13 protein-coding genes are annotated in these 11455 nt (G+C 61.1%); 4 read left to right on the plus strand and 9 right to left on the minus strand.

Annotated elements, in window-relative coordinates; translation table 11 throughout:
* The 4 genes from ntrC to ccsA all read right to left on the minus strand — a co-directional run.
* Positions 1 to 1058 (minus strand): nitrogen regulation protein NR(I) (gene ntrC / locus AAC126_RS19565; RefSeq protein ID WP_339856575.1); only part of this gene is annotated, 1058 nt, incomplete at its 3' end.
* A gap of 2 nt (positions 1059 to 1060) precedes the next feature.
* Positions 1061 to 2191: an ATP-binding protein gene (locus AAC126_RS19570; RefSeq protein ID WP_339856578.1), complete on the minus strand. Its 1131-nt coding sequence runs from the start codon at positions 2189 to 2191 to the stop codon at positions 1061 to 1063.
* Positions 2188 to 3213, minus strand: coding sequence for a tRNA dihydrouridine synthase DusB (dusB, locus tag AAC126_RS19575; protein WP_339856581.1), 1026 nt, complete (start codon positions 3211 to 3213; stop codon positions 2188 to 2190). Before dusB ends, AAC126_RS19570 begins: the two co-directional genes overlap by 4 nt.
* A gap of 97 nt (positions 3214 to 3310) precedes the next feature.
* Positions 3311 to 4105 carry a cytochrome c biogenesis protein CcsA gene (gene ccsA / locus AAC126_RS19580; protein WP_339856583.1) on the minus strand — a complete coding sequence of 265 codons (795 nt, stop codon included), beginning with the start codon at positions 4103 to 4105 and terminating at the stop codon, positions 3311 to 3313.
* A 62-nt stretch (positions 4106 to 4167) separates the two neighbouring features.
* Between ccsA and AAC126_RS19585 the strand changes: the two genes are divergently transcribed.
* From AAC126_RS19585 to AAC126_RS19595, 3 genes are read left to right on the plus strand one after another with little or no spacing between them, the layout of a single operon-like run.
* Positions 4168 to 5340 (plus strand): bifunctional 2-C-methyl-D-erythritol 4-phosphate cytidylyltransferase/2-C-methyl-D-erythritol 2,4-cyclodiphosphate synthase, encoded by a 1173-nt coding sequence (locus AAC126_RS19585; protein WP_339856585.1) that lies wholly within the window; start codon positions 4168 to 4170, stop codon positions 5338 to 5340.
* Entirely contained in the window at positions 5337 to 5807 is a 471-nt protein-coding gene (locus tag AAC126_RS19590; protein ID WP_339856588.1) for a phosphatidylglycerophosphatase A, read from the plus strand. The genes AAC126_RS19585 and AAC126_RS19590 overlap by 4 nt, the downstream gene beginning before the upstream one ends.
* Positions 5808 to 5820: 13 nt before the next feature.
* The gene (locus AAC126_RS19595) at positions 5821 to 6321 is read left to right on the plus strand and encodes a CinA family protein (RefSeq protein WP_339856590.1); all 501 of its coding nucleotides are present in this window, start codon (positions 5821 to 5823) and stop codon (positions 6319 to 6321) included.
* On the opposite strand, the gene AAC126_RS19600 is transcribed toward AAC126_RS19595, so the two are convergent.
* Complete coding sequence (locus tag AAC126_RS19600; RefSeq protein WP_339856591.1) at positions 6318 to 7478, minus strand: aminotransferase class I/II-fold pyridoxal phosphate-dependent enzyme; 1161 nt, start codon at positions 7476 to 7478, stop codon at positions 6318 to 6320. The genes AAC126_RS19595 and AAC126_RS19600 overlap by 4 nt on opposite strands.
* A 94-nt stretch (positions 7479 to 7572) precedes the next feature.
* Here AAC126_RS19600 and AAC126_RS19605 point away from each other — a divergent pair, with 94 nt between their 5' ends.
* Positions 7573 to 8502, plus strand: coding sequence for a LysR substrate-binding domain-containing protein (locus AAC126_RS19605; protein WP_339856594.1), 930 nt, complete (start codon positions 7573 to 7575; stop codon positions 8500 to 8502).
* 107 nt (positions 8503 to 8609) lie between these two features.
* Here the strand turns inward: AAC126_RS19605 and AAC126_RS19610 are convergent, their stop codons facing one another.
* From AAC126_RS19610 to AAC126_RS19625, 4 genes are all read right to left on the minus strand, one after another.
* Positions 8610 to 9047 carry a type II toxin-antitoxin system RatA family toxin gene (locus AAC126_RS19610; RefSeq protein ID WP_339856595.1) on the minus strand — a complete coding sequence of 146 codons (438 nt, stop codon included), beginning with the start codon at positions 9045 to 9047 and terminating at the stop codon, positions 8610 to 8612.
* Between the two features lie 18 nt (positions 9048 to 9065).
* The gene (gene lipA, locus AAC126_RS19615; RefSeq protein ID WP_339856597.1) at positions 9066 to 10094 is read right to left on the minus strand and encodes a lipoyl synthase; all 1029 of its coding nucleotides are present in this window, start codon (positions 10092 to 10094) and stop codon (positions 9066 to 9068) included.
* A complete protein-coding gene (locus AAC126_RS19620) occupies positions 10091 to 10354 on the minus strand; it encodes a hypothetical protein (RefSeq protein WP_339856599.1) in 264 nt (87 codons plus the stop codon). Before AAC126_RS19620 ends, lipA begins: the two co-directional genes overlap by 4 nt.
* Positions 10355 to 10400: 46 nt before the next feature.
* Positions 10401 to 11455: dihydrolipoyl dehydrogenase (locus AAC126_RS19625; RefSeq protein WP_339856602.1), on the minus strand; the 1055-nt coding region annotated here is incomplete at its 5' end.

Consider the following 11455-nt stretch of genomic DNA (forward strand, 5'->3'; position numbering starts at 1 on the left):
GGCCAGTTATAGGCCGTCAGGCGCTGCATGGCGGCAGCATCCATGCTCTTTTCCGGCAACCCCTCTCTCTGCGCCAACGCAAGGAAATGCCGGACCAGATCCGGGATATCTTCCTTGCGTTCACGCAGCGGAGGCAGGCGGATTGGAACGACATTCAAACGATAGAACAGATCCTCGCGGAACATGCCCTGCCGGATCAATTGCCGCAGGTCGCGGTGCGTGGCGGCCACGATACGGACATCGACCTGTATGGCCGAGCGCCCGCCGACAGTGGTGTATTCTCCCTCCTGCAACACACGCAGGAGACGGGTCTGCGCCTCGATCGGCATATCGCCGATTTCGTCAAGAAACAGCGTCCCGCCCCGAGCCTGCTCGAACCGGCCGCTTGACCGGGCCGTGGCGCCGGTAAAGGCCCCCTTCTCATGCCCGAACAGTTCGCTTTCGATCAGCTCACGCGGAATTGCCGCCATATTGACCGCGACGAAAGGGCCGTTCCGGCGCTTGCCGTAATCATGCAGCGCACGGGCCACCAGCTCCTTGCCGGTTCCGGACTCGCCAGCGATCATCACCGTCAGATCCGTTGCCATCAGGCGGGCCAGGACCCGGTAAATCTCCTGCATCGCCGAGGAGCGGCCAATTAGCGGCAATTCCTCTTCGGAAACCTCCGCTTGCGCCGGCACGCGTCCTTCGGAGCGCGCCATCAGTGCCTTGCGCACGACCTGCACCAGCTCGGCCAGATCGAAGGGTTTCGGCAGATATTCAAACGCCCCGCGTTCGCTCGCCTTGACCGCGGTCAGCAGAGTGTTCTGGGCGCTCATAACGATGACGCGCAAATCCGGCCGTACCTTGCGGATACGGGTCAGCAGGTCGAGGCCGTTCTCGTCCGGCATCACCACATCGGTGATCACCAGATCGCCTTCCCCGCGTTCAACCCACTGCCAGAGAGTGGCTGCATTGCCCGTCGAACGGACATCCATACCGATCCGGGTCAGGGCCTGCGTCAATACGGTACGGATCGCCTGATCATCATCAGCGATCAAAATCGAAGCATTGTCCATTGTCATGCCCGCATGTAGGCCTGTGAAATATCGGCGATAGGGAGCGAGATCCTGAACTCTGTGCGCCTCGGCACTGAATCGACCTCGATCACACCGCCATGATCCGCAACCGCCTTGGCCACGAAAGCAAGTCCGAGCCCGGACCCGTTGCGCTTGGATGTCACGAAAGGATCGAAGATCGTCGCTTTCATGTCGTCCGGAATCCCGGGGCCGTTGTCCCGGATCGTCACCTGAAGCGGCAGGTTCACCCTTTGCGACGAACCCGGCACGGAAATCCGCATGCCGTGCCGATAGGCGGTCGACATATGGATCTCTCCATTTCCGTCCATCTCGCCCAGGGCTTCGGATGCATTCTTCAGCAAATTCAGGAAGATCTGCACGAGAATATCCCGGTTACCAAGTACCGGCGGCAGCGACGGGTCGTAGCGCTCATGATACTTCACCCTGCTGCCAAAACCGGATTCCGCGACGCGCTGGCAGTGATCCAGCACCTCGTGAATGTTCACCGGGCTGCGTTCGATCGGACGGTCGTCCGAGAACACCTCCATACGATCGACCAGACTGCAGATCCGGTCCGTCTCGTCGCAGATCAGCTTGGTCAGCGGCAGATCCGCCTCAATGGCATTCTGCTCCAGCAACTGCGCGGCGCCCTTGATGCCGGACAGCGGGTTCTTCACCTCATGCGCCAGCATCGCCGCCATGGCCGTCACGGAACGGGCCGCGCCCTTGAAATTGAATTGCCGGTACAGCTGGTTGGCAATGGATCGCATCTGTAGCGACACGATCACGGCTCCCGCCCGGTCCGTGACCGGGGAAACCTGTACGCTGACGATATGCGAGCCGATGCGCGGACCCTCGAGGATCAGGTCATAATCGAACAGAACCGAAGACTGGCGCCGGGACTGACTGATCATGCTGAAGACGGGACTGTCGAACGGCAGCAGGTCAGAAAGCTTCGTGCCTTGCAGAACCGATGCACTTCCCTGCAGGAAGTGTTCGGCCGCCATGTTCACATAGACGATGCGGTCACTCTCATCGAGACCGATCACCGGTGTCGGAACCGCGTGGAGCACACCGGTCGGATCAAGTGCTATGGACTCCGCACGCGGCGGCGCTTCAACGATCATACTCATGCCGCTTGCCGATCCTGATCGGCACCGTCATGCCCAGCCCTGCCATGCCCCGCTTCATCATGGAAAAAGCGCTGGATCGCATCCTCGACGATCCGGCGATCCATGGTGTTGTTGACAACTTTCCGGAACTCGGCCGACCCGGGAATACCGCTGGCATACCAGCCGATATGCTTCCGGGCCATTCTGAGACCAAGCGCGGCGCCATAGTGCGACAGCATGGCATCGACATGGCGGTGCATGATATCGGCGCGTTCCGCAAAGGATGGATCCGCCGGAACCGGCCGGCCGGCAATATGGGCCGCGACCTGTGCCGGAAACCATGGCCGGCCATAGGCGCCACGCCCGATCATCACCCCGTCCGCGCCGGATTGAGCCATGCAGGCATCCACATCCTCCAGGCTCGCGATATCGCCATTGGCCACGACGGGCAGAGACACCGCGTTCTTAACCTCACGAATAAAGTCCCAGTCCGCATGCCCGTTATACATCTGGCAGCGGGTCCGGCCATGGATTGTCAAAAGCCGGATACCGGCCTCCTCCGCGATCCGGGCAAGCCGTGGCGCGTTCCGGTCACTGTCATCCCAGCCCGTCCGCATTTTCAGCGTCACCGGAACCTGTACTGCCTTCACGACGGCTTCCATGATCTGTCCTGCCAGCGCCTCGTCCCGCATCAGTGCGGAGCCGGCGAGCTTGTTGACCACCTTTTTGGCAGGGCATCCCATATTGATATCGATGATTTCGGCGCCCCGGCCGGCATTGAATTTCGCCGCTTCCGCCATGATCTCCGGATCCCAGCCAGCGAGCTGCACGGCCAACGGGCGCTCGGCATCCATGTCTTCCGGAATCTTGAACATCTCCTCGCGCACATCGCGCAGGACGGCAGCGCTGGCGATCATTTCGGAGACCACCAGACCGCAGCCGAATTCGCGTACAAGGCGCCGGAACGGCTGGTCCGTCACCCCCGACATGGGGGCGAGGAAAACCGGGCTCTCAAGAGTAATTGGGCCGATCTCGATGGTCATTCTCTAAGCACCCGTGATTTGCTGCCCACGAATTAAGCAACTGCACGCAAAATTGTCAAAATGGTATTTTTATATGACGGTTTGGTGACGATCTAATTCAGATCAGAATCTCAGCCACAAACTTGACACCGGGGTAGGCCAGCGTCAGCAGCAGGTATGCCACGAGCACCAATCGGGAGACTGTCCTCCCCCGCATGCCGAAGCGGCTGTTTACCAGCCAGAGAACGGCCAGAATACCTAATGTCACCAACGAGAGTACCGTTTTATGGTCGAACTCGAGGACATGCCCGTTCAGGTAATTTTGCAGCGCGATTCCTGTTGCCAGCCCGCAGACCAGAACGATCACCGCCGCGCCGAGCAACTGGCCCTGAAGCTTTTCACAATCCGCAATGGATGGCAGCGCCGGAGCGATGCCGGACGACATCTGTTTCTTTTTCAGCGCACGCTCTTTGATGAAGATCGCCAGCCCCGTAATAGCCGCCAGGGTCAGCAGGGCATATGTTGCGAGCGCAACCGCGATATGGGCCGAGAACCAGGTCCCCGGCAGGCCTTCATTCAGGACAATATGCGGCGCCATACCGGCAATCGTCGCCCCCAGCGCCATCAGGAACAGATAGGGCACCAGCAACACGGTCAGTCCCCGCGCCTCACGCCGGAACCAGCAGAGCGGCAGATAGATCAACAGGCTGGCACTGACAGCGAGCCAGAGCGCCATGGCAACATCGGAGCGCCAGCTGGAGCCGATCGAAACAATCACGAACAGCAACGGTCCCGCTGCCGCGACGGACAACAGGATCCAGAATAAGCTGCCCGTCCGCTGCGGCGTCCGGAGCGAGAACAGTCCGACGGGAAGCAGCGCCAGCAAGGCGGAGAGATTCAAGAGCAAAGACATTGGCATGAGGTCACTATATCATGCGCTCCGCTCCGAAGTGCCAGAGCAAATTGAGGTGATTTGTGCCACGGTCAAAGACCGCTCTCCTGATTGTCGCCGCCGGGCGTGGAACCCGGCTCGGCAGTGAAACTCCCAAGCAGTATCTGAAGGTCGGCGGAGTCCCTGTCCTGCGCCACGCGGTGCTGCGTTTTCGCGCGCATCCGGCAATCGACTCTCTCCGCGTGGTCATCGATCCGGAACACCGGGCCCTGTACGAGCAAGCGGTCGCCGGAATTGACCTGGCGCCGCCCGTCGAGGGGGGAATGGAACGGAGCCAGTCCGTCCTGAACGGCCTCCGCGCGTTGGTCGATGAGGCGCCGGATCTGGTGCTTATCCACGATGCCGCGCGGCCGTTCGTTCAGAACGCTGTGATTGACCGGGTTCTCGAAGCGCTGGAGCAGGTCCCCGGAGCCATTCCCGCCCTGCCCGTGCCGGATACGCTGAAACAGGCGACAAGCCTTGATGCGCCGATTACCGGCACGGTGGACCGCAGCACGCTGTTCCGGGCGCAAACCCCGCAGGGATTTCACTATCGCGCCCTGCTGGACGCCCATGAGGCGGCAGAGGCTCACACCACGGACGATGCCGCCCTGCTTGAAGCGCGTGGCCAGGAGGTGCGGCTTGTCGAAGGCGCCGAATCCCTTTTCAAGATCACCACGGAGGCCGACCTGATGCGGGCCGGAAACATGATGACGTCACATATGGAGCCGCGCGTCGGCACGGGGTTTGACGTTCACCGGCTTGGCCCCGGCGAAAATATCATGCTCTGCGGCATCGACATCGCGCATGATCGCACGCTGATCGGCCATTCCGATGCGGATGTCGGCCTGCATGCCATCACCGACGCCCTTCTCGGCGCCATTGCGGACGGTGATATCGGCAGCCACTTCCCGCCAAGCGATCCACAATGGAAAGGTGCGGCGTCGGATCAGTTCCTGATGCATGCCCGTGATCTCGTGCTGAACAAGGGCGGGCGCATTACTCATATCGACGTCACCCTGATCTGCGAGCAGCCCAAGATCGGCCCGCACCGCCCGGCCATGCGCCGCCGGATCGCCGAAATCATGGAGCTGCCGGAAAGCCGGATCAGCGTCAAAGCCACAACGTCGGAGAAGCTCGGCTTTACCGGGCGCGGCGAAGGCATTGCGGCACAGGCCGCGGCAACGGTGCTGCTGCCGCTGGAGATAGAACAATGATCGGGCCGCTTCCGCTGTTTCATCCGGTGCGGCTTGCCGCGACCTTCTTCTGGAGCGGGCATGCGCCTTTCGCACCGGGCACCTGGGGCTCCCTCGCCGCCCTGCCCTTCGCCTGGCTGTTCCTCTGGCTCGGCGGCTGGAAACTCCTGCTGGTGGCCGCAATTATTGCGACCCTCATAGGCTTCTGGTCGGCCGGCCGCTATGCGGACACGCTCGGCCTCAAGGACCCGAGTTCCGTTGTGATCGACGAGGTTGCCGGGCAATGGATCACCCTGCTGCCCGCCGCCCTTGACCCGGTGAGCTTTGCAATCGGCTTCATCGCCTTCCGGTTCCTCGACATCACAAAGCCTTTTCCGGCTGGCTGGGCCGACCGGAACCTGACCGGTGCGCCGGGCATCATGCTCGACGACCTGTGCGCCGGGATTTACGCTGGCCTGGTGCTTTTCGCCATCCAGCATTATCTCTGAGCGGGGCCAGACGATGGACAATTTCGATGATGAGACGCGCAACCTTGCAGCCACGGTACTTGAACGCTGCCGGGCGCTCGGCTGGAAAGCGGCAACGGCGGAAAGCTGCACCGGCGGCCTGATCGCCGGGGCGCTGACCGAAATCGCCGGATCGTCCGATGTCGTGGACCGGGGATTCGTTACCTATTCGAACGAAGCCAAAATGCAGATGCTCGGTGTTCCCTCCGAAACCTTGGCGGCGCATGGTGCCGTTTCGGAGCAGACCGCGCGCGCCATGGCACTGGGCGCACTCGCCAATTCGGATGCGGGGGTGAGTGTCGCCGTCACCGGCGTTGCCGGCCCGGGTGGCGGATCGGCCGAAAAACCGGTCGGCCTCGTTCATTTCGCCGCCGCAACGCCTACAGGCATCGTAGCCGATCACCGGATCTTCGAAGGCGACAGGGGGGCTGTCCGTCACCAAACCGTGCTGCACGCCCTCAGAATGGTGCTCTCCCGTACGGAATCGGCCAGCTAGGCCAGCACGGACAGAAACGCCTCGATATCGGCATCCAGCTCTTCCGGAGCCTCAAGGCCGACGCTGAAGCGCAGGAACAGATCCTCTCCGGCAACCTGCCCGACACTGCGGCTGTGCCCGATGGACATTGGCGCCACAAGACTGCGCGTGCCGCCCCAGGACGCGCCGATGGCGAAGGTCTTCAATGCGCCGAGCGCGTCATCCAGCTTTGCCAAAGCACCATCGGCCAAAATCACGGTAAACACACCGGCGGCACCGGTGAAATCACGCAACCAGAGAGCATGCCCCGGGCTGCTTTCCAGCGGCGGCCAGAGGATATCGGCCACGGCCGGATGATCTTGCAGGCGATCGATGAGCCGCTTCGCGCCTTCGGCCGCATGATTGAAACGCAACGCCATCGTTTCCATACCGCGCAGGACCAGAGCCGCATCGTCCGGCGAGACGCCAACCCCGATGCGGCCCATATAGGCCCGCACATCCAGCGCGACTTCATCGCTGGCAAAGGACATCGCCCCCATCAGCAGATCCGAATGGCCAGACGCATATTTCGTCAGGGCCTCGGTCACGATATCCACGCCGAGGGCAATCGGCTTGCAACCCAGCGAGGTTGCCCAGGTATTGTCGCACCCGACCAGCGCGCCGGCCTTATGGGCGATCCCGGTAATCGCCGGAAGATCCTGCACTTCCAGCGTGGTGGAGCCCGGCGACTCGCACCAGACAAGTTTGGTTTCAGGCCGGATGCGCCCCGCCAAATCTTCAAGCGAGGTTGGGTTGAAATATTCCGGTTCGATCCCGCACCGTTTCATATCCACGTCCGCAAGGGAGCGCATGGCGGGATATGAGGTATCCGCGATCAGCACATGATCTCCCGCTGACAGCAGCGCCATCGCCGCAACCGCGTTCGCGGCCTGTCCCGACGGCACCAGAAGCGTCCTTGCCGCCCCGGCGAGCCCGTTCAGCTTCGCCTCAAGCTGCCGTGTCGTCGGGGTGCCGTAGAGCCCGTAGGAATACCCGTCCGGGCCACGCTCACTGCGCGCCGCATAATCCGCCGCGTCCTTGAAAACGATTGTCGAGGCACGATGGACCGCTGGGGCCAAGGATCTATACCCGGCCTCGTTGACCTCGGGTGTCACAACGCATCGTGTCTGGTCTTTCATCGGAAACTCCATCTGCCGCTAATCAGACGTTAGACGGAGTCGACTTATCAAAAAAATACATATTTAAGGCCAGTTGATATATTTTAGTTATGCAATGTTGAAAAACCCTTTGAATTTAAGACAGGTGGAGATCTTTCACGCTGTCATGGTCAACGGAACCACCCAGCGCGCTGCCGAGGTGCTGCATATCTCGCAGCCGGGTATCAGCAAGGCGATCCAGGAGCTGGAACGGCAGCTCGGCTTCGCGCTGTTTCACCGGACCCGGCGGCGGTTGGTGCCGACGGCGGAAGCCCATTTCTATTTCCGCGAGGTCGAGGAATCCTTCGCCGCCCTCTCCCGCCTTCGAAGCGCCGCTGCCCGTATCCGCGATTTCGGCTCCGGCGAAATCCGCATTGCGACGCTTTCGGCCCTCAGCACCAATATCGTCCCCCGTGCGCTGGTCCGGTTCCGCAAACGCCATCCTGACGTATCGATCACGTTGCAGACGCACATGTCCTCGACCGTGAAGGAACTCGTGGCCGCCGGTCAGTTCGATCTGGGGCTGGCGGCGGACGAGATCGATGTTTCGGGTGTTGAGGCAGAGACACTTTCCAGGTTTCGCGGCGCCATAGCCTTGCCGGATGGCCATCCCCTGTGCCGCAAGGCGCATCTGGAGCCGCTGGACCTGAACGATCAGGACTTCATCGCACTGTCTCCTGAAGATACGACGCGTCAGGATCTGGAGCGGGTGCTGGACAGCGCCGGAAGCCGGGTCAAGACCGTGCTTGAGACGCCCTTTGCCAATACCATATGCGCCATGGTTCAGGCGGGGATGGGGATCGGCTTCATCAACCCGATCTGTGCCGAGCCGTTTCTGGGCAAAGGCGTTGCCTTGCGGCCCTTCGTGCCATCGCTGGAATTCCGCACCCTGCTCGTCCGGCCGCCGGCGGTACCGCCGTCACAGATCGTCCGGGACTGTATCGACGCTTTCAGGGAAGAGATTCTCGCGACCAGTGAAAACAGCACGTTTGATGAAGGTTCCTGAACACGCAGCACGTGGTCATAACGGAATCAAAACAAGAAACCTGTTTTTCAGTTAAATAACTGAAATTTTAGTTTAATTATATTTTTCAGGCAACTGCATGCTCACCCTCACTTGGGGCCATACAGCTCATGCGCCCGGGCTTCGAACGCGCCCACCATCCGGCGCACCGCTTCATTGAAGAACACCTCGATGATCTTCTGCAGCATTTTCGAGCGGAATTCGAAATCCACATAGAAATCGATCAGGCAGCCTTCGGGATGCGGCTCGAAGACCCAGTGGTTGTTGAGATACTTGAACGGACCGTCGGTATATTCGACATCGATCCGGTTCTGCTCGGGGCTGAGGGTCACCGTCGAGGTGAAACGCTCCCGGATCAGCTTGTAGCCGATCACCAGGTCCGCGACGATCCGGTTACCGTCACGTTTCCGTATCCGCGCGCCAACGCACCACGGAAGAAATTCCGGGTAACGCTGAATGTCTGCGATGAGGTCGAAAAGCTGCTCCGGGGCAAATGGAACAACCCGTTGTTCTGCATGGGTAGGCATCGGTGGGCTTATATCACGTCATTTGGACGCGGATACTGCCATTTCTGCAAGATCTGTCAGCGACAGATCGGCACGCACCCTTCCCCGCTCGCCGATAAGGCGCCGGTCGCGCTCCGCCCGCATCCGCGCGAAATCCTCATCCGCATGGTAGGAGGAACGCGTGAGCGGGGATGACGCCACCATCAGGAAACCTTTGCCGTAAGCCGTTTTCTTGTAGGCCTCAAACTCGTCCGGCGTGGCAAAACGGTCTATTACCGCGTGTTTCGGGGTCGGCTGCAGATACTGGCCGAGAGTGATGAAATCGACATCAGCGGAGCGCATGTCGTCCATCACCTGATACATCTCTTCCTTCGTTTCTCCCAAGCCAACCATCAGACCGGACTTGGTGAAAATCGTCGGGTCGAGCTCTTTCGCCCGGTCCAGAATCTTCAGGGAATGGAAATAGCGGGCACCGGGACGGATCGAGGGATAGAGCCGCGGCACGGTTTCCAGATTGTGGTTGAACACGTCCGGGCGGGCATCGACGACGATCTCCAATGCGCCATCCTTGCGCATGAAGTCCGGGGTCAGCACCTCGATGGTGGTCTCCGGCGACATCAGGCGGATCTTGCGGATCACCTGCGCGAAATGCCCTGCCCCGCCATCGTCCAGATCGTCCCGATCAACGGACGTGATGACCACATGGCGCAGGCCGAGCTTGGCAACGGCTTCCGCCACCTCGTCCGGCTCATGCGGATCGAGTTTGTCCGGTCGGCCCGTGGCGACGTTGCAGAAGGCACAGGCGCGCGTGCAGACAGAGCCGAGAATCATCATCGTCGCGTGCTTCTTCGACCAGCACTCGCCGATATTCGGGCAGGCCGCCTCTTCGCACACGGTGACCAGCTTGTGGTCGCGCATGAGCTGCCGGGTCTCGAGATAGACCTTCGAGGTCGGCGCCTTGACCCTGATCCAGGACGGCTTCCGCTTCACCTCGTTATCGGGGCGATGCGCTTTTTCCGGATGCCGGGCGGCGCCTATACGGGCCGTCTTGACGTCGCTCTCGCTCATTGCAGCTCTCTTTCCCGCGACCAGAGCACCTGCTCGATCGTGACGCGGTCGAAATAGTCGTCGGCGGAGATGACTTCTTCGGCGGTCTCGATGACCGCGTCCGCCTTCTTCCGGTGCTTGCCGCTGTCCGGGCCGTCCAGCGGGAAATTCACCTTGATGACCAGCTCCTGCGCAATATCACCTTCGGATTCCGCAGTACTCCGCACCAGAATGGCCGTCACGCCATCCAATACCTTGATCCGCTTCAGGTCCAGATCCATCAGTCATACCCGCATTCTGCAAGGCCGCTACGCGGCCGCAATCATTCTAGAAGTGGACCGCACGCCCATAAGCGTCAAGGACCGACTCGTGCATCATCTCGCTCAGGGTCGGATGCGGGAACACCGTATGCATCAGATCGACCTCCGTGGTCTCCAGCGTTTTGGCCACGCTGTAGCCCTGGATCAGCTCGGTCACTTCCGCGCCGATCATATGCGCACCGAGCAACTCCCCGGTCTTGGCGTCGAACACGGTTTTCACAAGACCTTCCGGCTCACCAAGAGCAATCGCCTTGCCGTTGCCCATGAAGGGGAAACGGCCAACCTTCAGCTCATACCCGGCCTCTTTCGCCGCTGCCTCGGTCAGGCCGACGCTGGCAACCTGCGGCTGGCAATAGGTGCAGCCCGGAATGCGCTTCACATCGAGCGGATGCACGTCTTTCAGGCCGGCGATTTTCTCGACGCAAATGACGCCTTCGTGGCTCGCCTTGTGCGCCAGCCAGGGGGCTCCGGCAATATCGCCGATGGCATAGACGCCCGGCTCACCGGTGCGGCACCACTCGTCGATCACGACATGGGTCCGGTCGACCTTCACCTTGGTGCCCTCCAGACCGAGATCCTCGACATTGCCGACGATACCGACAGCGGAGATCACCCGGTCAAAGCTCTGCTCGGAGGACTTGCCGCCCTTCTCGATGGTCGCCACGACTTCCTTGGCGCCGCGCTTGAGGCCTTTCACCGTGGCCCCGGTCATAATCTTCATGCCCTTCTTCTCGAAGGCCTTGTGAGCCAGGCCCGAGATCTCGGCATCCTCGACAGGAAGCACCCGATCCATCACCTCGACGACTGTAACGTCAGCCCCGAGACTATTGAAGAAGCTGGCAAATTCGATTCCGATAGCGCCTGACCCGATGACCAGAAGCCGCTTCGGCATGCTGTCCGCGACCAGCGCATGCTTGTAGTTCCAGACCAGCTTTCCGTCCGCCTCAAGCCCCGGCAGATCGCGGGCGCGGGCACCGGTGGCGAGGATGATATGCTTGGCCGAAAGGGTCTGCTTCTTGCCCTTCTCGTCGATCTCCACCTTGCCGGAGCCGGCGAGCTTTG

The organism is uncultured Nisaea sp. (assembly GCF_963974195.1).
In the GTDB taxonomy this organism is placed as follows: domain Bacteria; phylum Pseudomonadota; class Alphaproteobacteria; order Thalassobaculales; family Thalassobaculaceae; genus Nisaea.

What these genes read in the sequence shown, in the direction of transcription:
- AAC126_RS19570 (WP_339856578.1), bottom strand. Translation starts at nt 2,191, where the DNA reads ATGAGTATGATCGTTGAAGCGCCGCCGCGTGCGGAGTCCATAGCACTT.
- dusB (WP_339856581.1), bottom strand. Translation starts at nt 3,213, where the DNA reads ATGACCATCGAGATCGGCCCAATTACTCTTGAGAGCCCGGTTTTCCTC.
- ccsA (WP_339856583.1), bottom strand. Translation starts at nt 4,105, where the DNA reads ATGTCTTTGCTCTTGAATCTCTCCGCCTTGCTGGCGCTGCTTCCCGTC.
- AAC126_RS19590 (WP_339856588.1), top strand. Translation starts at nt 5,337, where the DNA reads ATGATCGGGCCGCTTCCGCTGTTTCATCCGGTGCGGCTTGCCGCGACC.
- AAC126_RS19595 (WP_339856590.1), top strand. Translation starts at nt 5,821, where the DNA reads ATGGACAATTTCGATGATGAGACGCGCAACCTTGCAGCCACGGTACTT.
- AAC126_RS19600 (WP_339856591.1), bottom strand. Translation starts at nt 7,478, where the DNA reads ATGAAAGACCAGACACGATGCGTTGTGACACCCGAGGTCAACGAGGCC.
- AAC126_RS19605 (WP_339856594.1), top strand. Translation starts at nt 7,573, where the DNA reads ATGTTGAAAAACCCTTTGAATTTAAGACAGGTGGAGATCTTTCACGCT.
- AAC126_RS19610 (WP_339856595.1), bottom strand. Translation starts at nt 9,047, where the DNA reads ATGCCTACCCATGCAGAACAACGGGTTGTTCCATTTGCCCCGGAGCAG.
- lipA (WP_339856597.1), bottom strand. Translation starts at nt 10,094, where the DNA reads ATGAGCGAGAGCGACGTCAAGACGGCCCGTATAGGCGCCGCCCGGCAT.
- AAC126_RS19620 (WP_339856599.1), bottom strand. Translation starts at nt 10,354, where the DNA reads ATGGATCTGGACCTGAAGCGGATCAAGGTATTGGATGGCGTGACGGCC.